A 22,658-nucleotide genomic window follows, 5' to 3' on the forward strand; every position below is an offset into this window, starting at 1 on the left:
TGACAACCGAAGCAAGCGATGAAATGAAAGCAAAAGGTAAAGCAGCCGGTGCCACAGGCTGGATGGTAAAACCTTTTGATCCGGCTAAATTACTTGAAATAGTTGCCAAGGTGTTGGGTTAAACCCAGGAGCTAGGATGAATATCGATATGAGTCAGTTTCATCAGGTATTTTTTGACGAAAGTCAGGAGCATCTGGACGATATGGAACAACTGCTGATGGCTATTGACCTGAGTCAGGTTGATGCAGAGCAATTGAACTCGATATTTCGTGCTGCCCATTCTATCAAAGGCGGCAGTGGTGTGTTTGGCTTTGATGCCTTAGGTAAAGTGACCCACGTGATGGAGAGCCTTCTTGATTTAGCACGTAAGAATTTACTAAAGCTAGATGTTGAACTGGTTGATGAGTTTTTAACTACGGTTGATGTGTTGAAAAATATTTTGCAGGCATACCAAAGTGCTTCGCCTCAAGACGATATTTTAATCAACACGACTAAAGCGAAATTAGAAAGCCTGCTGGATAAACATGACAGTATTCTGCAAGAGCAGGAGGAGAGTCAGGGCTTTGGCTTATTTGAGACATCAGCGTCTTCCAAACAGACTGATGAGGCTTTTGGTTTTTTTGAGCAAGATGCTCTTGAGTCCGATGGTACCCAGGCTGCAGCTGACAACAGTTTTGGATTCTTTGATGACACCCCCGCTAAAGCTAACACCAATGCTGGCGCATCTATACTTGCGACGACTAACCCAGCAGCAGAATCAGCTCAGAAACCACTAACCTCTGCTGAAAGGCGGCCGGCTAGAACAACTGCGGCAGCTGCTAATCCAGCAGCAACAGAGTCGACAACTATTCGGGTCGATACCGGCAAAGTAGATAATCTCGTCAATTTAGTCGGTGAGTTGGTCATCACGCAATCTATGTTGTCGCTGGTAGGTGCCCAAATTGAGGGAGTAATGGCGGAGAAGCTGCAATCAGCGCTAATTGAATTAGACCGCAACACCCGTGAAATACAAGATGCCGTAATGTCGATCCGTATGCTACCAATCTCGTTTGTGTTTAATCGTTTTCCAAGACTGGTGCGTGATTTATCAGCAACACTTGGCAAGGAAATTGAGTTGGTGATTGAAGGTGGCAACACCGAAATAGATAAAAGCCTGATAGAAAAACTGGCTGATCCATTAACACACCTGGTGCGCAACAGCATTGATCATGGGGTTGAGTTACCGGAAAAACGCGTTATGGCGGGTAAAGGCCGGTGTGGCAAGGTCACGCTAAGAGCACAGCACCGCGGCGGCAATATACAAATTAGTATCATTGATGATGGTGCCGGGCTAAACCGGGAGAGAATTCTACAAAAAGCCCGTGAAAATCAAATTACGGTGTCTGAAAACCCCAGTGATCAGGAGATTTGGCAGCTTATTTTTGCTCCGGGTTTTTCCACCGCCGATGCAGTAACCGACGTGTCCGGCCGTGGCGTTGGCATGGACGTGGTAAAACGCAATATTGCCAACCTTGGTGGCAGTGTTGAGATTGAATCTCAGCAGGGCAAAGGGGCAAGCTTTCATATTGTATTACCGCTGACCTTAGCCATCCTCGATGGCATGGGAGTCTCGGTGGGTGGCAATGTCTTTATTATTCCGCTGGTGAACATAATTGAGTCGATTCAGGCCAAGCCCGCGCAAATAAAAACTGTGCAGGGCAGTGCGTTATTGAACGTGCGTGATGAGTATTGGCCGCTGCTGAATTTATATCAGGTAACAGGCTTGGAGCCGGAATTTAAACAACCAGAACAAGGCATTATCGTGCTGGTTGAAAGCAACCAAAATCGGTTTGGTTTAGTGGTTGATGCTTTAGAAGGCCAACAGCAAGCCGTAATTAAAAGCCTGGAAAAACACTACAAAAAAGTCACTGGCCTGGCTGGTGCCACCATTATGGGAGACGGCAGTGTCGCTCTTATTTTAGATATAGAGTCACTGTCGCGCCTGGTCAAAAAAGACGCAATCAAGGAATTGTCATGAGTCAAACAACAGATGTTGCCAGCAAACATGCCATTGCAGATCCTGAGATGAACGAGTTTCTCAGCTTTGTGCTGGGCACTGAGCATTATGCATTGGACATTATGAAAGTAAAAGAGATACGCGGCTATGAAACGGTGACCAAAATCGCCAATGCCCCGCCTTATATCAAGGGCGTGCTGAATTTACGAGGTGATGTGGTGCCGATAGTTGACCTGCGGATTAAGTTCAATATCGGTGAAGCCAGTTATAACGAGTTTACCATTGTCATTATGCTTAATGTGCTTGGCCGTATTGTCGGCATTGTGGTCGATGCGGTATCCGATGTTGTGACGTTAAAACACAGTGACATTATGCCGCCACCAGAGTTTGGTGTTGCCTTTAATAGCAAGTATTTGCGGGGCCTGGCAACGGTCGAGGAACGGATGTTAATTTTAGTCAACATCGAAGCCCTGATAGGTAGCGATGAATTAGGTCTTTTTGATGCCAGAACGGCTACTGAACAGGGGTAACATAATGAAAGTTTTAAAATGGTTAAATAACAATGCTGAGTTGGCCAGCGAGCGTGAGCGTTACTTCCAGACCCTGGAAAACAGCGCCAATGCCTTTATGATCGCCGACACGGACTTAAATATCATTTATGTCAATAAGTCAGTTGTCGCGCTGTTAACTGAAGCCGAGACCGATATTCGCAAAGAGTTGCCACAGTTTTCGGTAAAAACGCTGCTGGGCACTAATATCGATAACTTTCATAAAAACCCAGCGCACCAGCGTAATATGCTAGCCCGGTTGTCAACAACGCATACTTCGCAGATCTGTATTGGCCGACGTACTTTTAAATTGTTTTTAAGCCCGATAATCGATCAGAAGAATAATCATTTAGGCACTTCAGTTGAATGGATTGATATTACTGAAAGTTTAGTCAGTGAAATTAATAACAAACGGATGATGCAGGCTCTGCAGGGTACCAGCACCAATATTATGATTGCTGATGCCGAGCGTAAGATTATCTATATGAACGCCTCGGTAGAGCAAATGCTTCGCAAGCAGGAGTTGGAGATACGCAAAGAACTGTCGCATTTTTCAGTCGACAAAATCGTCGGCAGTTCAATGGATATTTTCCATAAAAATCCAGCCCATCAATCTAATTTACTGGATAAGTTGACCAGCACGTATGTTGCCAATATTAAGGTTGGCCGTTTACATTTTCGGCTGACTGCCAGCCCGATTTTTGATGAGGGTAAGCGTTTAGGCTCGGTGGTGGAATGGATAGACCGCACTGCAGAGATTGAAGCTGAAGTGGAAGTATCAAAGTTGGTTGAAGGCGCGGCTAACGGAGATTTTACCCAGCGAATAGTCACCGATGGAAAAGCAGGCTTTATTCTCAATTTGGCTGAGCGGCTGAACTCGCTGATGGAAGTCTCTGCCACGGGTTTAAATGAAGTCGTTACTATGCTGAACAGTCTTGCCGATGGCGATCTGACTAACCGGATTGAAACCGACTATAGCGGTACCTTTGGTGAGCTGAAAGATTACTCAAATACCACTGCTGAAAAACTATCACAGATGATAACGGAAATCGCTGAAGCGGCAGATACCATTAAAACCGCGAGTGAGGAAATTGCGACAGGTAACTCAGACTTGTCCAGCCGCACTGAAGAGCAAGCGGCGAGTTTGGAAGAGACCGCCTCTAGCATTGAGCAGCTTAACAGCACGGTGCGCTTAAATGCGGAAAACTCAAATCAGGCGAGTTCGTTAGCCTCGAGTGCCACCAAAATAGCCAGTGACGGTGGTGATCTTATTGACCAGGTCACGGTGACTATGGCGCAAATTAAAGAGTCATCTGAGAAAATTGCCGATATAATTGGCGTGATTGATGGAATTGCTTTTCAAACCAATATCTTAGCCTTAAATGCGGCGGTAGAGGCTGCCCGGGCGGGCGAGCAGGGGCGCGGTTTTGCCGTGGTAGCATCCGAAGTCAGAACGCTAGCTCAGCGCTCTGCCAATGCGGCCAAAGACATCAAAGGCTTAATATCTGACTCAGTGAGTAAAATTGCTAATGGCAATGTGTTGGTTGATAAGTCCGGCGCGACGATGAAAGAAATTGTGGTGTCGATTAAGCGCGTTAATGACATTATGTCGGAAATTGCTGCTGCATCGGCGGAGCAGGCTGCGGGAATCGATGAGGTGAGCAAGGCGGTATCTCAGATGGATGAGGTTACGCAACAGAATGCTGCATTGGTAGAGGAAGCAGCCGCGGCGGCAGAGAGCATGAGCTCGCAGGCGGTACAACTAAGTCAAAACGTGGCAAGCTTTAAAGTACGAGAGACCGTTGAACGCAAAGCCATTGGCATGAGTTCAAAAGTGCCTGCCAAAAAGCAACTTGCAGCGCCGTCAAAGCCAGCAGCAAAGTTGGCGGCAAAAGTGGCAACAAAACCAGCGGCTAAACCTTTAAAAGCTAAGCCAACAGATGACGATGAATGGAATGAATTCTAAGGCGATGTATGAGTAGTGCCGACCGGGAGTTTGATTTTGTTGAGACGGATTTTTCGGCTATTCGCCAAACCTTATATCAGCTTTCCGGCATTAAGCTAAGCGATTCTAAGCAGCCCATGGTATACAGCCGGCTTGGCCGGCGTCTGAGGGAGTTAAGGATTAACTCCTTTCGACAATACCTAAGCTATCTGGCCAAACACGAGGAGGAAACTGAGCATTTTATTAATGCACTGACCACAAATCTGACTGCATTTTTCAGGGAATCGCATCATTTTGATATTTTAGCGCGGTATTTACAACAGCACCCGGGTGTTAAAAATATCTGGTGCGCCGCAAGTAGCACCGGCGAAGAGCCTTACTCGATTGCGATGACTGTGGCGAAGGTCAAACGCAAGTTTGATAACAGTATCAATATCATTGCATCGGACATTGATAGTAAGGTGCTGGCCCAGGCCCAGGCTGGTGTTTACACCTTAGACAAAGTAGAAAAGTTAGCAGAGCAGGACAAAAAACGGTTTTTTCTTCGCGGTAGTGGCAGCAAAACAGGCTTAGTAAAAGCGGTACCTGATTTGATAAACATGGTGCAGTTCAGACAAATTAACCTGCTTGATGCGAAGTGGCCACTCCGGCCAGCCATTGATATCATTTTTTGCCGTAATGTAATGATTTATTTTGATAAACCTACACAGGAGCAGATTCTGTCCAGGATGATACCGCTATTATCGCCAGGGGGGCTTTATTTTGCCGGCCATTCAGAGAACTTTAGTCATCTGAAACACTTGGTTACACCGGTTGGTAAAACGACGTATCAGGCAGCACGGAACGCATTGTGAATACACACCGTGAAGAGCTGGTAAGCGGCATTAACAGCTACTTTGATCCGCACTTTAAACAGGATGCAGTAAAGATTTTGCCTGGTGAATATTTTGCCACCCGAAAGAACACCATCATAGTTACAGTGCTGGGGTCTTGTGTTTCTGCTTGCCTGCGAGATCCGGTAGCAAAAATAGCGGGTATGAATCATTTTCTGTTGCCTTCAGATACAAACCCAGGCGTACAGGGCATTACAGATTCAGCGCGTTATGGCAATTTTGCTATGGAAAAATTAATTAATGAAATGATGAAGTTAGGTGCTCGGCGCGAACGTATTCAAGCCAAGGTGTTCGGCGGTGGCAACGTATTAAAGGGTCTCACAATCAATAATATTGGTGAGCGTAATGCTGAGTTTGTTTTGGACTATCTGGCGATAGAAAATATTCCGTTACTTAATGCCGACTTACTGGATCAGTATCCGCGAAAGGTGTACTTTTTCCCGGATTCCGGCAGGGTCACGGTACGAAAAATCAAGTCGCTGAACAACACCACCATTTTAGACCGTGAAAGTATGTACCGGTCAAAATTACGCGAAATGATTAATAACAATGATGCAGAGCTGTTTTAGGAGGCTGTCGTATGGCGATTAAAGTGTTAATTGTGGATGACTCAGCACTGATCCGAAAATTATTGTCGGCGATTGTGCAGTCGCAGCCCGATATGCTGTTAGTCGGCGCAGCAGCAGACGCCTATGCCGCCCGTGATTTGGTTAATCAATTTTCGCCTGATGTTATCACGCTGGATATAGAAATGCCGAAAGTAGATGGCCTGACATTTTTAGATAAGTTAATGAAAGCAAGGCCAACGCCGGTGCTAATGGTGTCGACGTTAACACGGGAAGGCGCGGATGCGACGTTAAGAGCCATGGAGCTGGGTGCAATAGATTATATTGCCAAGCCTACTATTGGCATTGCCGAAGGTATGCAGGCATACAGTGCACTTATTATTGAGAAAATCCGCATTGCGGCCAGTGCCAGAGTGAAACGGCATGATAGCAGCACGCTAAGAAAATCGCCGCAGTCGTTAAGTTACAGCAGCACTGAAAAACTGATTGCCATAGGCGCGTCTACCGGCGGTACCGAGGCAATAAAAGAAGTACTGCTGCAACTGCCGGCCAATTCACCGGGTATTGTCATTACCCAACATATGCCGCCCGGTTTTACCCGAAGCTTTGCCGAGCGGTTACATAAATTATGTCAGGTTGCAGTAAAAGAAGCGGTTGATGGTGAGCGGGTATTGCCTGGTCATGCCTATATTGCCCCTGGTGATTTGCATATGCTGATCGAACGCAGCGGCGCTGATTACCGCATTAAGCTCAGCGATACTGAGCGGGTGAGTGGCCATAAACCGTCGGTTGATGTGATGTTTTCATCACTGGCCCGCAGTGCCGGTAACAATGTGATGGCGGTGATCCTGACCGGTATGGGTAAAGATGGCGCCAGAGGTATGCAGGATATTTTTAAACAAGGCGGCTTTACCGTGGCTCAGGACGAGCAAAGTTGCGTGGTGTTTGGTATGCCCAGTGAGGCAATTAAAAGTGGTGGCGTAAAAATCATCAGCCCACTTTGGGATATTGGCGACGTACTGGTGCAGCAGATTAAACGAGTTGGCAGTGGTAATAGATTATAGTGTTAGCAGCCGATAGTATTAACTTAAGCCTACCCTGTTGCTGATAAGCAAAACGCTCAACTATAGGATGTATGTGCAGATGGCAAAACATTTATTGTTAACAGATGACGATTACCAGTTCGGCGTTGCACTGCAGGCTTATTTAGAGGCGGTTGGATACCGGGTGACGTATTGTCAAAACGCTGCAGAAACGCTCAAGGCGATAGAGAAGCGTAACATTGATTTACTTATTCTGGATTTAACGCTGCCAGATGAAGACGGTATTTGCTTACTGCGCAAGTTAGGTTATGACAAGAAGTTGCCAGTGATTATCATCAGCGGCCGCGCCGAGGTAAACGACAGAGTGACCAGTTTAGAGCTGGGCGCCGATGATTACTTGGTCAAACCATTTTCGCCCAGAGAATTGAGTTTGCGCATCGCGCATCGGTTGGCGTTAACCCAAAGCGTTAGCAAACAAAATGTGCCGGTTAAATCACTGCAATTTGGCAGTTGGTACTTGAATATCGACTCGCATGATTTGGTGCATAAAGATGGCCAAAGCCTGCCGCTTACGCCCAGTGAATACAGTGTATTAAAGTTACTGGCGGCCAACCCGAATAAAGTGATTTCGCGCCAAAAACTATTAGACAGCTGTATGCGCCTGGAGTCGGCTGAGTCTGAGCGTGCTGTCGATATCATTATCAGCCGGCTACGCAAAAAAGTAGAGTCAAACAGTCGCGCACCCAAAGTACTTGTTACCGTGCGAAATTTCGGCTACAAAATCGTCTGCTAGTGATATCAGTATCACTCTTAGATCTGGCGGCAGCACACATTAATCGGTGCCGGGAGAGCGAATGTTCAGTAAAATAAGCTTGAATAATTATCTGATGCTGCTTTGGCTTGGTGTGTGCGCAGTCAGTTTTACGCTTATTGTTATCACCATGATGGTTGTAAATCATAGTACCGTCCATCAGGTTCAAGAAACGCTGCATCAGAGAGCCAGCAGTCAAATTTATGAAAAAATTGACAGCGTACTGCGGGATGCTGAAGCGATACTGGAATTTAACAAAAAAGAAATTACCAGGTTAGTTGAACAGGACCGGCTATTAGAGGAATTTTCGTCATCTTTTTTTGACCAGATAAGCTCGTTTAAATATGTAGATGGCATTTTTTTCGGTGCAGAAAATGGCCAGTTTACCGGCTATAGCCGCATTGCCAGAGACACTATTCAACTAATGCAGGTAACAGATAAAACTGACGGAGCTATTGAGTTCTACGATACTGATAGCCGCGGCAGGACCACTGAGCTTGCAACCCGAAAAGCCACTTTTAACACTACGCAGCGCCCCTGGTATCTGGATGCGCTGAATAATAGTGAACCGGTGTGGGGTAAGATGTTTATTTATCATGCCTTGCCTCGATATGCTTTTCCCCTTAGCGTTAAAATCTTTGACGAAAATAACATGCTTGCCGGTGTTTTTGGCATTAACTTATTTGCCGACTTTATTGACGAACTGCTAGTTGAGCAGTTAATAACGCCAAGCGATCATTTGTTTATTATAGATTCGACCGGAAATATTATTAGTCAGGCCAAGCGCAACGTCTTGCGCCGTGCTGAGCAGCATTACCAAACGGAAGGATTTGTAAAACGGGTTGCCGAGACGTATCAGCAACAAGAAGGTAAAAAACTGGAGTTGGCTGATGAGTCGGTTTTTCTTGACGTGGAGTATGACAAGCAGAGTTTTTCAGTAAATGTCAGTTTATTGCAATACGGCAAGCACTATCACTGGATTATTGTAAACGGCTTTAATAACGATGCTTATCTGCAGCCGATAAAAGCATCGCACAACAATGCGATAATAAGTTTAATGCTTTTATTCTTACTGATTTTAAGCCTGGTATATCTGTTGACCCAACGAATTATTAACGGGTTTCATGTGTTCTTAACTCATATAAACCGGGTATATGTTAAACAGCAGGATGGCCAGCTGATATTAAACAAACCTGAGTTACCGGTTTTTTCCAAAGTGATTGAATTAAGACAAATTGCTGCAGAGTTTGATAAGTTGACCAAACGCTTGTCTGAATCGTTACAACAACAAAATAGTAGTACAGAGCAAATGAACCGTTTGGCCTCAGTAGTGCAAACGGCATCAGATATGGTAGTGATATGCGATAAAAATGGTTTGATAGAATGGACAAACGCCAGTTTCGAGCGGGTCAGCGGTTATAGTTTAGCCGCATGCCGGGGCAAGCAGCCGGGCAAGCTGTTACAAGGCGTTGATACTGATCGGCATACAGTTGAGGTGATGTCAAAAACGCTGGCGGCAAAACAAATGTTTAGCGGGCGCTTGCTTAATTACCGCGCGGATGGCGAGCCCTACTGGATTGAATTATCCATTCACCCGGTGCTGGATGACAAAGGAGATATCAAAGAATATTTTTCATTGCAGCGTGATATTAGTCGCCAGGTGGCGTTTGAAAAAGAGCTAAACGTCTGGAAGCACATTTTTCATGGTGCACGGTGGGGTATCGCTATCTCGCGCGGTGCGGGGGTGGGTGGTGAGAGTGCCACCCTCGGCGAACACAACCCGCATTTTGCCTATATGCTGGGCTATGCACCAGGCGAGCTGCTTGGCCGCAAGCTGACCACAATTTATGCTGCTGAAGAGCACGAAAAACTGCCTCGTTTTATTCAACGTATTGCGCAAGACGGTTTTGTTTCTTTTGAGTCGGTGATGCTAAAAAAAGATGGCTCGCGGTTACCGGTGCTGGTTAATGTGTCTCAGGTGATTAACCCGGACGGCAGTGAAGAGTTCCGGGTTGCCAATATTCAAGACTTGACGGAAATAAAAGCGCTGGAGAAACAATTGCGGGAGTCCAATAAAATGGAAGCGCTGGGTGCACTGACCCGCGGCATAGTGCATGACTTTAATAATATATTAGCGGCCACCATTGTTAACGCAGAAATGTGTCAGTTGTTGCTGAAAAAACAAAGTCGCAAAGTGGCAGCGCCGCTTGATCCGGCATTAAACAACATTATCAGCGCTTCGGAGCGCGCAGCGGAGCTGATAAAACAGGTGCTGCTGTTTAGTCGCAATGAAAAACAAGAACACACAGAGGTATCACTGGTAAAAGTGCTGGAGGGGGTCAATACATTAATATCGGCCAATCTGAAGTGTAATGTAACGCTGATAGTGAACAACCAAACCAGTGACGACATGCTTAACCTGAAGGGTAATAGTTCACAGTTGCATCAGCTGTTTATTAATTTACTGAGCAATGGCGCCGACGCTATCGGTGAGACCGGGCGCAGTGATGGCGTATTAAAAGTGGAGATGTCGATAGTTGATCATACGGAGTATTTTGCCTTAGCCAACTTTGATTATTGGATCAAGGTTAATGTGACGGATAATGGCTGCGGTATCGACCAGGCGCTATTTGAAAAAATGTTTGAACCGTTGTTTACCACCAAAGAAGAAGGAAAAGGCACCGGTTTGGGCTTATCGTTAGTGCAAAACATTGTGCAAAATCATCAGGGCTTTGTGACCTGTGAGTCAGAGCCCAAAGTGGGTACGGTGTTTAGTGTGTATTTACCTTACGAAAAATTCAATCAGCTGACGCCCGATGACAACTCAGTTAGCGAAGCGCCGAGCCTTAAACACACTGGCAGTTTAACCGTGCTAGTTGATGATAATGCTGACTTTTTGCTGACGCTTGCCAAGTTATTAGATCAACAGCATATTGACAATAAATGTTTTACGTCGCCGTCCCTGGCACAGCAATTTTTTCAGCACCACGCGGGAGATATTGAACTGGTTTTCGTCGATTTCAATATGCCAGGCATGAACGGTATTGAGTTAGCTACAGCACTGCGGCAATACAATACAACATGTTTTATCGTACTGGTGTCGTCCGGCTATCCGCAGGATTACGCTAAAGCGTTAGATCAGGGCGTGATTAACAGTTTTATTATGAAGCCGCTGACATTACGACGGGTGTTAGACGCCATAGAGCAGAATAAGGCGCACCTTGAGAGTAAAGCCGCTGATGATAAGCAGTAATGTTGCAAGCTTTGCCTCTGCTGACTGTTATTTTGCTTGAGCTGCAGCGCTTTTCTGTTTATCTTGCGCCTGGTTACATGCTGCTTTAAAGCGTAAATAGAAGGGGGTAAAATGCGTCTGGTTTGTTGTGTTTTTTTCGGGATACTGCTGGCTGGGTGCCAGCTACCGCAACAGCAGGACACAGGCCTGCGCCTTACCATTGTTCATATCAACGACACACACTCCCAATTTGATGCGACTCCGGCCAGCGTGCAAGGCCCCGACGGCGATCCTTTTTATACCTTTATTGGCGGCCATCCACGGCTACTGACCCAAGCACAACAGTTGCAGGCCGAGGCGGCAGCCGATGGGGTGCCATCGCTTTTTTTACACGGCGGCGATGCCTTTAAAGGCAGCGCTTATTTCGAGTTGTTTGAACAAAAAATTAATATCGATATTCTGAACCGGATGGGCCTGGATGCGATGGCACTGGGTAACCATGAGTTTGATATCGGCCTGGCTAAGCTAGCCGACTTTGCCAGTAAGATTAACTTTCCGCTGTTAGCGGCAAATGTGGATACCCAACCAGAACCCATATTAGCTGGGGTCAATAATTTAAAGGCTTATCAATTATTTGTGGTTGATGGCAGCCAGCTTACTGCAATAGCCAATGCCAAAGCGGCGGCTGGTAAGACTATTGTTGCGGTATTTGGTTTGGCATTGGAAGATATGCGCAGCATGGTGCCGGCCACCGGTGAGCTGGTATTTGCCGCCGAAGTTGCCTCAGCTCAGGCCACCGTCGACTATTTGCAGAATAAGGGCATAAAACACATTATTGCGCTGACCCATTTGGGTCATCAACGTGATTTAAAACTGGCCCAGCAAGTCAATGGTATTGATGTGATAGTTGGCGGTCATTCGCACAGCTTACTGGGCGATTTCACTCAGTGGTATCTTGGCCAGCAAGCACCATATGCCGGGATGATCACTAACCCGGATGGCAAGGGCCAAACCTGTATTGTCCAGGCCGGCCAGTTTGCTCAGGCAGTGGGGGCGGCTGAGCTGCTATTTGACGCTGGCGGGCGGTTACGCCAGTGTCAGGGCGAAAACACTTTATTGGCCAGCCGTGATTATTACACGTTGGCGCTACGTAATGAAAATAGCCGCATTGCACCGGGCGAACAGGCCAGTACTGAACGATATATCAACCAGCTTAAGCACACTGCCATTATCGAAGAAGACCAGGCGCTGCGTCAGGTACTGGATACCGTATATTTACCGGCGGTGCAGCAGGCGTATGGTGACCAAATTAGTATTACCGAGCAAACCATTAACCATGTGCGATTACCGGGTACCGCTGGCAGCGATCAGCATGGTTCCGTGCTGGCCGGTTATGTTACCGATGCCATGCATTATTGGTTAAATCAGCCGGCGGTGCGGGCTAAAACCGATCGGGAAGTCGATTTTACTCTGATTGGCGCAGGTAATATCCGGGCTGATCTCAACGCTGGCGCTATTTTTGAGGGCCACATCCGCTTAGAAGTATTACCCTTTGCTACCCCGCTAAGCATTATAAGTGTTACTGGCAATGAACTTCGCGAGCTGTTGCAGCAGGTGATCACTGCAACGCTACCAGCGGGCGCGCATGCCGGCAAATTCCCCTACAGCAGTCACCTGCGTTATATCGCCCGTGAGGACAGTAATGGTCAGGCGGTGTTGGAGCAGCTGCAATGGTTACAGGGAGATCGCTGGCAGGATATTAAGCCTGAAACAAAATATACCCTGGCGACCACCAATTATTTAGCCAACGGAAACGATGGCTGGCAGCGGTTACAGCAAGTTCAGCAACATAATACTGATCGGATTGATATTATTATAGAGCAGCAGCAAGTGGCCATTTATCCGCTTAGCAAGGTGGAGGCGATTATTGACAGCAGTGGCCAGCAGGCATTTGTACCGCAATATCAAAAGGTGAGCGGCTTGCCGTGTAAAACGCCAGGCAATGATTGCAAAGTCGCGGCAGCGGCAATGATCGACTATCTGAAGGCAACTCCAGCTTTATGGCAACAAAAGCGGGTACCTACGGTTACCCTGCTAAGGCATCAGAGCAGGCCTTAGAGCAAACTAAGTAGCATGCCGGCGACGGCGGCCGCAGCCAGCACTCGTAAAATACTCTGGTCATACTTAAACAGGGCAATGGCGGCGGCGATAGCCAGCAACAATGCCACGGCATCAAACTGACCGCCAAAGCCGGTTGGCCAAAGTACGTAATAGCCGAAAAACAACGCTAAATTGACAATTACACCCACTACAGCTGCGGTGACGGCGGTCAGTGGGCCGGTAAAGGTGGCATGCTGCCGGCTTGCTTCTACCAGCGGAGCGCCGGCAATAATAAACAGGAAAGAAGGCAAAAAAGTAAAAAAGGTAACAATCGCTGCTGCCAGTATGCCCGCCAGCCACAGACTGTCAGCGCCGAAAAGTTGCTGACTCCAGCCGGCAACAAAACCAACAAAGGCCACCACCATAATCAACGGTCCGGGAGTACTTTCACCCAGGGCCAGGCCATCAATCATTTGCAGGGCGCTTAACCATTGATACTGCTCAACTGCCGCCTGATATACGTAGGGCAAAACGGCATAGGCACCACCAAAGGTCAGCAGGGCGGCCTTGGTAAAAAACCAGGCTAGCTGCGTTTGGGTGCTTTGCCAGCCATAAATTGCAGTTAACACACCTATGCTGGCCAGCCAGATAAAAATGCCTATTGTCACGGCTAAGGCCAGTTTGCGCCAGCTAAAGCGCTGGCGAGCAGGTGCGGCAGTGTCATCGTTAATCACCGCGGCGGTTTGCTCAATACCGGCTTTTGGTACTCCATGTGCCATCGGCACCTTAAGTTGCACGGGAAACCATTTCATTAAGGCAAGGCCAGCTATTGCTGCGCTAAACACAATAAGCGGAAAGGGCAGTTTAAACCAGGCAATGCCAATTAATGCGAGCAATGCGAGGGTCTTTAGGGCTGGGGTATGCAGTGTTTTCTTGGCCAAACGCCAGGCGGCAAATAGCACAATAGCGGTAACCGCCGGTTTAATACCGTATAGCACGCCTTGTAATATGGCGACGTCGCCATGGGCCAGATATAACCATGCTAGAGCAGACAAGATAAAAAACGACGGCAGAATAAACAGCAATCCGGCGATAAACGCGCCACGTTTGCCATGTAATAACCAGCCAATATAGGTTGCCAGTTGCTGCGCTTCGGGGCCCGGCAACAGCATGGTGTAGTTTAAGGCATGCAAAAAACGTTGTTCAGAAATCCAGCGCCGCTTTTCTACCAGCTCCTGATGCATCATGGCCAGTTGCCCGGCCGGGCCGCCAAAACTAATAAAACCCAGTTTTAGCCAGTACAAAAAGGCTTCGTAGAGACTAACCGTGTTTTGTTGTGAGGGTATGGTTTGCTGCGACATCAGATATCCCTTAGCGTTTTTTCAGCGTTTAAATTTAGTTTCCAGGATCACCGACGAAGTGGTGCGCTCAACCCCTTCCAGATTGCCAATATCATCCAGGATATGGCTTAACTGCTCAGTATTCTGGGCCTGAACAATTGCAATTAAATCGTACTCGCCGCTAATAGCATACAGTGCCGCAACCTGAGGCAGTTGTTTTAATTCAATATTGGTGCGAGCGGTCAGCTTCTGGCGCACTTTAATACTGACATGTGCCGCGACCAACGTTGTCAGATATTCGTCACCATACTCCACAGTGTAGCCTTTAATTACCCCGCTTAATTCCAGTTTTTGCAAACGGGTCTGTACCGTGGAACGTGACAAGTTAAGCTGACGCGCCAGGTCGGAAATACTGGCCCGAGCATTATGTTGCAGCACTGCCAACAGTTTTTCATCTTCCCGGGTAATGCTGCTTCTGCTGGCCTTTTTTAAAAAGCTTTCTGGCACTTTGCTAAATCCTTCCGTTAAAATGACGTATTTACTTAATAAATTGTCAATAATAGTACTGCACATTGCATAAGCTCGCCAATATAATAGTGATATTAAATCGGCGCTGGCCAAAACCACCATTATAAATAACGGCGCCAGGCTCGTAGCTAAAAAACAGAGGTTAACAATGGTTGTAAGCAGAAGTTTGTTTGATGAAGTGATGGTACCTAACTATGCCCCGGCGCAAATTATCCCGGTAAAGGGCCAGGGTTCAAAGCTATGGGACCAGGCGGGCAAGGAGTATATCGATTTTGCAGGCGGTATTGCGGTTAACTGTCTGGGCCATTGTCATCCTGCGTTAGTGACTGCATTAAAAGATCAGGCAGATAAACTATGGCATTTATCCAATGTGTTGACCAACGAGCCGGCATTGTTATTGGCCAAAGCATTGGTTGAGCATACTTTTGCTGAAAAAGTCTATTTTGCTAACTCGGGCGCTGAAGCTAACGAAGCGGCGCTTAAATTGGCGCGCCGGTATGCCAAAGATAAGTATGGCGAGCATAAAGATCAGATTATTTCCTTTAAACAGGGTTTCCACGGCCGTACCTTTTTTACTGTCACCGTAGGTGGCCAACCGGCTTATTCTGATGGTTTTGGCCCAAAGCCAGAAGGAATTGAACATGCAGAATTTAATAACCTGGCCAGTTTAAAAGCGTTGATCAATACCAATACCTGTGCAGTGATGGTAGAGCCGATGCAAGGCGAGGGCGGCGTGGTGCCAGCAACCGCTGAGTTTATTAAAGGTGTGCGTGAATTATGTAACGCCAATAACGCCCTGTTAATATTTGATGAAGTACAAACCGGCGTTGGTCGCACCGGCGAGCTTTATGCTTATATGGCCTATGGTGTTACCCCGGATATTTTAACCACCGCTAAAGCACTGGGTGGCGGCTTTCCAATTGGCGCCATGTTAACCACTACCGAGATTGCCAAGCATTTAGTGGTGGGCACCCACGGTTCTACTTATGGCGGTAATCCGCTGGCGTGCGCCGTGGCCCTGGCGGCTGTGGATACCGTTAATACTCCTGCAGTACTAAATGGTGTGAAACATAAAGCAGAATTGTTTAAGCAGGAACTACAACGCATTAATGCAAAATACCAGGTATTTAGTGAAGTGCGGGGCATGGGCTTATTAATTGGTGCGGTGTTAAATGCCGATTATGCCGGTAAAGCCCGCGATATTATGCTGGCAGGTGCTGAGCACGGGGTAATGACCTTAGTTGCCGGCATGAATGTGGTGCGTTTTGCACCGTCATTAGTGATACCGGATGCCGATATTGTTGCTGGTATGGCGCGGTTTGAGCAAGCCATTGCTCAGGTAGTCGCAGCAGCGGCGAAGCAGGGATAATTATGCTGGTTATCAGGCCTATTACTGCCGCTGATTTTGCGGCGTTAAAACAAATTGCCATTGAATCAGGTCATGGCTTTACGTCATTGCCGGTGCACGATGGTCGCTTAAACCAAAAAATTGAGCACGCTGAAAAAAGTTTTAATGCCGAGGTAACAACGCCTGGTGATCAGGGCTACCTGTTTGTGCTGGAAGATACTGACAGTGGTGAAATTGTCGGTACCACCGGTATCGAAGCTGCTGTCGGTTTACAAACACCGTTATATCATTTTCAGCAAAACACCGTAATTCACCACAGTGCTGAGTTAAACGTAATGAACCAGCTTACTACGCTGACATTATGTAATGACTATACCGGTGCTTCTGAGATTTGTACGCTGTTTCTGCGGGAAAGCTACCGGCGCAACCATGCCGGGCGCTTTTTATCCAAGGTACGATTTTTGTTTATGGCGGAGCACCCACAGCGTTTTGCCAGTAAAGTGATTGCGGAAATGCGCGGCGCGGCAGATAAAGATGGTCAGCCGCCATTCTGGAACTGGCTGCAAAAGCTGTTTTTAACCATTGATTTTCCAAAAGCCGACCAGCTGATTGGTGTGGGTAAAAAAGCCTTTATTGCTGAGCTGATGCCACGCCATCCAATTTATGTTGGTTTGCTGCCCGAAAGTGCTCAGGCGGTGATTGGTCAGGTACATGAGAATACCAAGCCTGCGCTGCGAATGCTGGAAAAAGAAGGTTTCAGCCACCGGGGTTATATTGATTTGTTTGACGCCGGCCCAACAGTTGAAGCGCCGCTTAATCAGATAAAATCGGTCGCGGCCAGTAAAAGGGTAGCGGTTAAAATTGCTGATGATCTAACCTTAGCTCAAGGCGAACATACTCTGGCGGTGGCCAACACCGCGATTAAAGATTTCCGTGCCAGTTTTAGTAAAGCCGCCCGCTTTGACGAGCCCGCTAATACCTTACTTATCAGCCCTGAACTGGCCGCTGTGCTGCAGCTTAGTAATGGCGATATGGCACGATTTATTTATTTGGATAAAGCCTGATAACGTGCAGTTGCCGTATAATGCGGCGTGTTAATATAATTTTTTAAAATTGTGATTAGACCTAAACCGGAGTAGATATGCACACTGATGTAAATGCCCTGTTCGCCAATTTATGGCAAGACTATGTAGCGGTAACGCCGTCGGCCCAGAAAGTGCACCAGCTGCTCGGCTCATCACAGCAGGACGATGTGATTAACGATCATATTGCCCTTCGTACCTTTAACCTGGATAAAGTGAACCTCAATAAACTGGCGGCGCACTTTATCGCGCTGGGTTATGAAGAGTGCGGCGAGTATCATTTCGAAGCGAAAAAGCTGTACGCCAAGCACTTTGAGCATCCGGATCGTAATTTGCCAAAAGTCTTTATTTCTGAATTGTTGCTGGATAAGTGCTCGGCATATCTGCGCGACACCATTACAGAACTGGTTGCGCAAATACCGGCAGACGCAGCAAGTGCAGATAACTTTTTATACAGCGGTACGCATTGGCAGGTAAGCCAGGCTACCTATGAAAAACTGCTGGAAGAAAGTGAATACGCGGCCTGGGTTGCTGCCTGGGGCTACCGTGCCAACCATTTTACCGTTAGCGTCAACGAGCTGGCCAATTTCGACACCCTGCAGCAGGTTAACACGGCGCTGAAACACGCAGGCTTTTTGCTGAACACCTCTGGTGGTGAGATTAAAGGCAGCCCTGAGGTTTACCTGGAGCAGTCATCCACTCTGGCAGATTTGCACCCGGTGCAATTCAGTGATGGTGTTGCGACCATCCCCAGCTGCTTTTACGAGTTCGCCCGCCGCCACCCGTTAAGCTGCGGTATGCTATACAGCGGTTTTGTTGCCGCATCAGCTGATAAAATTTTTGAAAGTACTAATGCGCGTTGATAACTAATTGGTATAGTAAAGCCAGCACTGCGCTGGCTTTTTTATTGCTGGCGCCAGATGGCAACGCTATAGTGTGCCCCAATATGGATAAAGGAAGGTTGTAAATGCGAAGATGTACCCGGTTAGTAGCAATGTACTCAGCTGCATTGTTATTACTAAGCATTGGTGCGTTGGCAGAGCCAGAAGCGCCCTGTCAGTTAACAGTGCGGGTAGAATCTGAGCAACAGCATAGTGCTGCGGGCTCGTTTAACGAAACCCAGGTTTCGCAGCAGTTTAATATGTTATTAAGCACACTGGTGAGCAAAATTAATTGCACTTTGCAGTTTGTTGACTTGCCTGCTGGCAGAGCAATGAAAATGCTGGAGGACGGCCAGCTGGATATTATGGTGGGCATGTCTGAGACCGAGGATCGCGCCCGCTACAGTTATTTTATCGGCCCGCACCATACGGAACGAATGGTGGTGGTTGCCTCACAGCGGGTGCCTGATACTGTTCAAAGCTTACAGCAGTTGGTTGAGTTGAACGGTGCTATCTCAGTGGCTGATGGGGGCTATTATGGCCCCCTGTGGCAGCAGTTGCTGGATGACAACCCGGCGTTACTGTCCCGGATCTTCGCTGCTGCCGGCAACCAGCAAAAGCTGGCTATGCTGGTGTCGGGCCGGGTAATGGCCTCGCTGGAGGACGAAGCTACTGTCGATGAGTTACTCGAACAGAATGATTTACAACATACTTACCGTAAACTGTTTGTGATCCATGAAAACCCGGTTTACTTTGCTTTTAGTCGAAAAACAATAGATAACATCGTATATAAGCAGCTGCAGGATGCCTGGCAGTTAATGCTGTCCTCTGGGGAAGTCAGCCAGATTAAGCTGCAAATACCGCTGGCGCAGCCGCGAAAAACTGATCCGGCGGTGTCTGTCGCCAGTACACGCCACCACACCTACCAATCGTTTTAAGGGCGGCCATGCCTGTACAAGGAGCGTCATGTCTCGGTTTTTGATGTTAGCTTTAATGTGTTTTCCGCTGGCAGCCAAGCAGTTGGACAAAGTAACGATTGCGCTGGAGCATCCGGCCAATGGCAATATGGTGCATCTGGATGACGCCAGACTATTAGCGGTATCGGGCTTCAGTCAGTTTGACCGCTGGTTAAGCCTGGTTGATTTAACCAATTATCAGGTTCAGCCGGTCGCTATTCCCGCTAATGCGCAGTATTTTGCTCAAGCAACTCTTGCCCCGACAGGCAAGCAGGCGCTGGTGTTTTTAACCCTGGACGGCCTAAGTGTTTTTAACGCAGAGCGCAAGCAAAGCGAACCGCTGCTGACAAGCTCCTCAATTTACCGGGTACTGGACAAAAACAGGCTACGCAGCGGCGATTTTGTATTACAGCTTGGCAGCGACCAGGCAGATTTTCTGCTGCCCGATTTTAACCAAAGCCATTTGTTCCGCCAGCAACCGGATGGCAGTTTTAAGCAATACTCCTTAAATATCGATGCGCTGGTTACCAGCTGGCGAGACAGCCCCAGCTATGAGCCAAGGCGCCATTACAGTGTTGATATTGATTTGGATGGCAGGCTGGATTTAGTGTTTATTGCCGGCGGTAAATTTCAGGTTTTCTACCAACTGGCCAATGGTGATTTTAATACCGAACCGGTTACCCAGAACTGGCCGGTGGCCTTGTCTACTGAACAGCAAGCTGATCAGCGCAACGATGCAGGGCGCAGCTACACCGGCCAGAATATTGATAGCGTGCGCGACATTACCGATATTGACGGTGATGGCATTGCCGATATCGTGGTTAACCGAGAACAATTGGCCGATGCGCTGGAGCGTAATAATAGTTTTCGAGTGCATTTTGGCGTGAAAACTGCCACTGGCTTACATTTTAATGCCGAACCCGATACCCGCATCACAACCGACACCTCACCGATAGACGTGGTTATCGCCGATTTTAATGCCGATGGCCGCAAAGATTTTTATATTCCCAGCACGCATTTTGGGGTAGGCACCATCGTTCGGGTATTGCTCAGAGGCAGTGCCAACCTTGATATCGATTTTTATTTGTTAAACGAGCAGCGTCAGTACAGCAGTAAAGCCGATTTTAAACAAAATGCGACGATTGATGTCAGTATCAGTAACCTGCGATACGATATGCCACTGTTTGAACTGGCGGATCTGGATGGTAGCGGCAAGTTAAGTCTGATAGTCGGTGAAGGCGGCGATGAACTAAAATTCTATGGCCCGGATCCTGGCCGTTTATTCAGTCGCCGGCCGGAACGGGTGAAATTAGACCTGCCCAGAGACGCCCGCAAAGTGTTAGTAGCCGATTTAACCGGTAACGGCAAAGACGACTTGGTGCTGCCCTTTGACGCTCAAGATAAAGAGCAAAACCGCAATCAGTTGTTATTACTGTTAAATCCGAAATAAGACGAACTGTTGAACATTCAAACCCACCCCGCACTGTTATTTATGTTGCTGGCCTTTGCTGCCGCTGTCGGTGGCATGTTGCGCTTTGCTGTTACCTCCATTATCGCCAGATATTGCGGTGTGCAGTTTCCTCTGGCGACCTTGCTGGTAAACAGTAGCGGTGCGCTGGCGATGGGGCTAGTGGCAGCGATGTTGGCAGCAAAGCCAGATATGTCAGGTGCTGGCCTGGTTATGATGGTAGGGTTCTTGGGCAGTTACACCACAGTGTCATCATTCAGTCTGCAAACCATCAGCTTGTGGCAAAGCCACCATTACCGCCAGGCATTGCTGAATATTGGCTTATCATTTGGCTTGTGTTTAAGTCTGGTTTGGTGCGGTTATTCTGCCGGATGTTTGCTATGGTAAGGCCCGGCTTATTTGTGGCGGTGGGGCTGGGCAGCGCTCTGGGCGCGGTGCTGCGCTTTAGCGCTTCGTTATGGCTGGCAACAGCAGATTCTAGCTTGCCGCTGGCTACATTACTGGTAAATATGCTCGGTTCATTCTGGATTGGCTGCTATGCCACCCTGACGGGCGACACTGGCCGCTGGCAGGTATCGGTCTGGCAAAGGCAGTTTATGTTAAGTGGCGTATGTGCCGGCTTTACTACCTTCTCTGTGTTTAGCCTGGAGTTTATACAATTGCTGCACTCTGGAAAAGGCGCATTGGCAACGGCTTATGTTTTATTGTCATTAATGTTCTGGCTGTTGGCCTGCTGGGCTGGTTTAAAAGTGGGTGAGAGGGTTAACGGCTCACGCTCTGCTGATAAAGGTGCGAAAAGTGTATAAAAAACTGATGGTATTATCACTGTTACTGCTGCTAACGGCGTGCGATAACATGCAAACCCTGACCGAAGCCGAGCAGGTAGCACGCACTATCCGCCAGGAAGTGAGCCGTGACCTTACTGGCTTAAATGCATTAACTGCCGCGGCTGCAGCCACCGATTACGATGGTTTTGCCTGGCGTCGTGGTGAAAAAATTCAAATACGCCAGCGTAAAAATGGCGAGCTGGCTCTGCTCGAACAGGCCGAGGCGCCTGAGATTATTGCTACTGCGGTCAAGCACAACATTCCAAGCTTCAGTCTGGTGCGCTATCAGCAGGGCTGGCTGGTGGTATTTCGTACCTATGTCAGCAATCATTGCCAGGTCGTGTATGCCTATGCTTATCGTGGCGAGGCGCTTGATACCCCACAATGCTCTGAGCAAGAATTTGCCAGTAGCGCAAATGGCCGCTGCCAGAGCCCGATTAATAACGAGTGGCAGGTGTTTAAAGAGTGGTTTTTTGCCGAGTCTCTGGTCGCGGACGGCAACCCGGTATGCACTGCTAAGGCAGAGCAGGGTTGGCAGGCACCACAGTAAAAGCATATTAAAAATGCTACTTATTGCAAAACGCTCCGTATAAGCCTTAACTTTGTTAAATGCCAGGAGTTGTCGTGAAATTACTATTCATTGTTGTTGCCTCACTATCGTTAGTAGGGTGTTCCGTATTCGGTCAGAGCAACGTTGAAACCGCCCCCTATAAGCTGCTAACTGCGGCTCCTGAACAAAACATCGAAGTGCGCAATTATGACGCCATGGTGCTGGTATCCACCAGTATAGCGGGCGAGGGCCGTAACAGCGCTTTTCGAAAACTGTTCCGTTATATTGGCGGTGAAAATGAAGGTGCAACCGAAATAGCCATGACGGCGCCGGTATTAATGAATAACAGCGGCAATGGCGCGATGATGTCATTTGTGATGCCAAAAGAATTTACCCTGCAGACAACGCCTAAGCCCACCAACCCTGAGGTAAAAGTAACTGAGCTGAAAAATTATAAAGTCGCGGCGATTAAATTTAGTGGCACTTTAAGCAAAAGCAATGTCGCTAAACATCGCAACATTCTAACCCAGTGGATAGCTGCTAA

20 protein-coding genes and 1 pseudogene are annotated in these 22,658 nt (G+C 47.7%); 19 read left to right on the forward strand and 2 right to left on the reverse strand.

What is annotated here, in order from left to right; translation table 11 throughout:
- The 10 genes and pseudogenes from ABY802_RS10595 to ABY802_RS10640 form a co-directional block, all read left to right on the forward strand.
- Nucleotides 1-122, forward strand: a pseudogene (locus tag ABY802_RS10595) (response regulator); the annotation flags it as partial.
- Between the two features lie 14 nt (nucleotides 123-136).
- A complete protein-coding gene (locus ABY802_RS10600; protein ID WP_372627005.1) occupies nucleotides 137-2,017 on the forward strand; it encodes a chemotaxis protein CheA in 1,881 nt (626 codons plus the stop codon).
- The gene (locus ABY802_RS10605; RefSeq protein ID WP_372627006.1) at nucleotides 2,014-2,526 is read left to right on the forward strand and encodes a chemotaxis protein CheW; all 513 of its coding nucleotides are present in this window, start codon (nucleotides 2,014-2,016) and stop codon (nucleotides 2,524-2,526) included. Before ABY802_RS10600 ends, ABY802_RS10605 begins: the two co-directional genes overlap by 4 nt.
- Nucleotides 2,527-2,530: 4 nt before the next feature.
- Nucleotides 2,531-4,510 carry a methyl-accepting chemotaxis protein gene (locus ABY802_RS10610; protein ID WP_372627007.1) on the forward strand — a complete coding sequence of 660 codons (1,980 nt, stop codon included), beginning with the start codon at nucleotides 2,531-2,533 and terminating at the stop codon, nucleotides 4,508-4,510.
- Between the two features lie 8 nt (nucleotides 4,511-4,518).
- Nucleotides 4,519-5,343: a CheR family methyltransferase gene (locus ABY802_RS10615; RefSeq protein ID WP_372627008.1), complete on the forward strand. Its 825-nt coding sequence runs from the start codon at nucleotides 4,519-4,521 to the stop codon at nucleotides 5,341-5,343.
- Nucleotides 5,340-5,951, forward strand: coding sequence for a chemoreceptor glutamine deamidase CheD (cheD, locus tag ABY802_RS10620; protein WP_372627009.1), 612 nt, complete (start codon nucleotides 5,340-5,342; stop codon nucleotides 5,949-5,951). Before ABY802_RS10615 ends, cheD begins: the two co-directional genes overlap by 4 nt.
- 11 nt (nucleotides 5,952-5,962) lie before the next feature.
- Complete coding sequence (locus tag ABY802_RS10625; RefSeq protein WP_372627010.1) at nucleotides 5,963-7,012, forward strand: chemotaxis response regulator protein-glutamate methylesterase; 1,050 nt, start codon at nucleotides 5,963-5,965, stop codon at nucleotides 7,010-7,012.
- A 79-nt stretch (nucleotides 7,013-7,091) separates the two neighbouring features.
- On the forward strand, nucleotides 7,092-7,784 hold the full coding sequence (locus ABY802_RS10630; protein ID WP_372627011.1) for a response regulator transcription factor: 693 nt from the start codon (nucleotides 7,092-7,094) through the stop codon (nucleotides 7,782-7,784).
- Nucleotides 7,785-7,845: 61 nt separating this feature from the next.
- Nucleotides 7,846-11,055, forward strand: coding sequence for a PAS domain S-box protein (locus tag ABY802_RS10635; RefSeq protein WP_372627012.1), 3,210 nt, complete (start codon nucleotides 7,846-7,848; stop codon nucleotides 11,053-11,055).
- Nucleotides 11,056-11,166: 111 nt separating this feature from the next.
- Entirely contained in the window at nucleotides 11,167-13,152 is a 1,986-nt protein-coding gene (locus ABY802_RS10640; RefSeq protein ID WP_372627013.1) for a bifunctional UDP-sugar hydrolase/5'-nucleotidase, read from the forward strand.
- Here ABY802_RS10640 and chrA read toward each other — a convergent pair.
- The gene (gene chrA, locus ABY802_RS10645) at nucleotides 13,149-14,495 is read right to left on the reverse strand and encodes a chromate efflux transporter (RefSeq protein WP_372627014.1); all 1,347 of its coding nucleotides are present in this window, start codon (nucleotides 14,493-14,495) and stop codon (nucleotides 13,149-13,151) included. The genes ABY802_RS10640 and chrA overlap by 4 nt on opposite strands.
- Before the next feature lie 21 nt (nucleotides 14,496-14,516).
- Complete coding sequence (locus ABY802_RS10650; RefSeq protein WP_372627015.1) at nucleotides 14,517-14,981, reverse strand: Lrp/AsnC family transcriptional regulator; 465 nt, start codon at nucleotides 14,979-14,981, stop codon at nucleotides 14,517-14,519.
- 169 nt (nucleotides 14,982-15,150) lie between these two features.
- Between ABY802_RS10650 and ABY802_RS10655 the strand changes: the two genes are divergently transcribed.
- The 9 genes from ABY802_RS10655 to ABY802_RS10695 all read left to right on the forward strand — a co-directional run.
- Complete coding sequence (locus tag ABY802_RS10655; RefSeq protein WP_372627016.1) at nucleotides 15,151-16,371, forward strand: aspartate aminotransferase family protein; 1,221 nt, start codon at nucleotides 15,151-15,153, stop codon at nucleotides 16,369-16,371.
- 2 nt (nucleotides 16,372-16,373) lie between these two features.
- A complete protein-coding gene (astA, locus tag ABY802_RS10660) occupies nucleotides 16,374-17,414 on the forward strand; it encodes an arginine N-succinyltransferase (RefSeq protein WP_372627017.1) in 1,041 nt (346 codons plus the stop codon).
- A gap of 77 nt (nucleotides 17,415-17,491) precedes the next feature.
- Nucleotides 17,492-18,295, forward strand: a complete 804-nt coding sequence (locus ABY802_RS10665; RefSeq protein WP_372627018.1) for a DUF1338 domain-containing protein — start codon at nucleotides 17,492-17,494, stop codon at nucleotides 18,293-18,295.
- Nucleotides 18,296-18,399: 104 nt separating this feature from the next.
- Nucleotides 18,400-19,251 (forward strand): substrate-binding periplasmic protein, encoded by an 852-nt coding sequence (locus tag ABY802_RS10670; protein ID WP_372627019.1) that lies wholly within the window; start codon nucleotides 18,400-18,402, stop codon nucleotides 19,249-19,251.
- A 28-nt stretch (nucleotides 19,252-19,279) separates the two neighbouring features.
- On the forward strand, nucleotides 19,280-20,719 hold the full coding sequence (locus ABY802_RS10675) for an FG-GAP repeat domain-containing protein (RefSeq protein WP_372627020.1): 1,440 nt from the start codon (nucleotides 19,280-19,282) through the stop codon (nucleotides 20,717-20,719).
- 9 nt (nucleotides 20,720-20,728) lie between these two features.
- Nucleotides 20,729-21,124 carry a fluoride efflux transporter CrcB gene (gene crcB / locus ABY802_RS10680; protein WP_372627021.1) on the forward strand — a complete coding sequence of 132 codons (396 nt, stop codon included), beginning with the start codon at nucleotides 20,729-20,731 and terminating at the stop codon, nucleotides 21,122-21,124.
- Nucleotides 21,118-21,543 carry a CrcB family protein gene (locus ABY802_RS10685; RefSeq protein ID WP_372627022.1) on the forward strand — a complete coding sequence of 142 codons (426 nt, stop codon included), beginning with the start codon at nucleotides 21,118-21,120 and terminating at the stop codon, nucleotides 21,541-21,543. The genes crcB and ABY802_RS10685 overlap by 7 nt, the downstream gene beginning before the upstream one ends.
- Nucleotides 21,536-22,114 carry a hypothetical protein gene (locus tag ABY802_RS10690; RefSeq protein ID WP_372627023.1) on the forward strand — a complete coding sequence of 193 codons (579 nt, stop codon included), beginning with the start codon at nucleotides 21,536-21,538 and terminating at the stop codon, nucleotides 22,112-22,114. Before ABY802_RS10685 ends, ABY802_RS10690 begins: the two co-directional genes overlap by 8 nt.
- Before the next feature lie 74 nt (nucleotides 22,115-22,188).
- Nucleotides 22,189-22,658: heme-binding protein (locus tag ABY802_RS10695; RefSeq protein WP_372627024.1), on the forward strand; the 470-nt coding region annotated here is incomplete at its 3' end.

The sequence above is a fragment of the Arsukibacterium sp. genome, from assembly GCF_041616895.1.
GTDB lineage: Bacteria > Pseudomonadota > Gammaproteobacteria > Enterobacterales > Alteromonadaceae > Alishewanella.

Coding starts and splice junctions, on each gene's coding strand:
- ABY802_RS10600 (WP_372627005.1), top strand. CDS start 137: ATGAATATCGATATGAGTCAGTTTCATCAGGTATTTTTTGACGAAAGT.
- ABY802_RS10605 (WP_372627006.1), top strand. CDS start 2,014: ATGAGTCAAACAACAGATGTTGCCAGCAAACATGCCATTGCAGATCCT.
- ABY802_RS10610 (WP_372627007.1), top strand. CDS start 2,531: ATGAAAGTTTTAAAATGGTTAAATAACAATGCTGAGTTGGCCAGCGAG.
- ABY802_RS10615 (WP_372627008.1), top strand. CDS start 4,519: ATGAGTAGTGCCGACCGGGAGTTTGATTTTGTTGAGACGGATTTTTCG.
- ABY802_RS10625 (WP_372627010.1), top strand. CDS start 5,963: ATGGCGATTAAAGTGTTAATTGTGGATGACTCAGCACTGATCCGAAAA.
- ABY802_RS10630 (WP_372627011.1), top strand. CDS start 7,092: ATGGCAAAACATTTATTGTTAACAGATGACGATTACCAGTTCGGCGTT.
- ABY802_RS10635 (WP_372627012.1), top strand. CDS start 7,846: ATGTTCAGTAAAATAAGCTTGAATAATTATCTGATGCTGCTTTGGCTT.
- ABY802_RS10640 (WP_372627013.1), top strand. CDS start 11,167: ATGCGTCTGGTTTGTTGTGTTTTTTTCGGGATACTGCTGGCTGGGTGC.
- chrA (WP_372627014.1), bottom strand. CDS start 14,495: ATGTCGCAGCAAACCATACCCTCACAACAAAACACGGTTAGTCTCTAC.
- ABY802_RS10655 (WP_372627016.1), top strand. CDS start 15,151: ATGGTTGTAAGCAGAAGTTTGTTTGATGAAGTGATGGTACCTAACTAT.
- astA (WP_372627017.1), top strand. CDS start 16,374: ATGCTGGTTATCAGGCCTATTACTGCCGCTGATTTTGCGGCGTTAAAA.
- ABY802_RS10665 (WP_372627018.1), top strand. CDS start 17,492: ATGCACACTGATGTAAATGCCCTGTTCGCCAATTTATGGCAAGACTAT.
- ABY802_RS10670 (WP_372627019.1), top strand. CDS start 18,400: ATGCGAAGATGTACCCGGTTAGTAGCAATGTACTCAGCTGCATTGTTA.
- ABY802_RS10675 (WP_372627020.1), top strand. CDS start 19,280: ATGTCTCGGTTTTTGATGTTAGCTTTAATGTGTTTTCCGCTGGCAGCC.
- ABY802_RS10685 (WP_372627022.1), top strand. CDS start 21,118: ATGGTAAGGCCCGGCTTATTTGTGGCGGTGGGGCTGGGCAGCGCTCTG.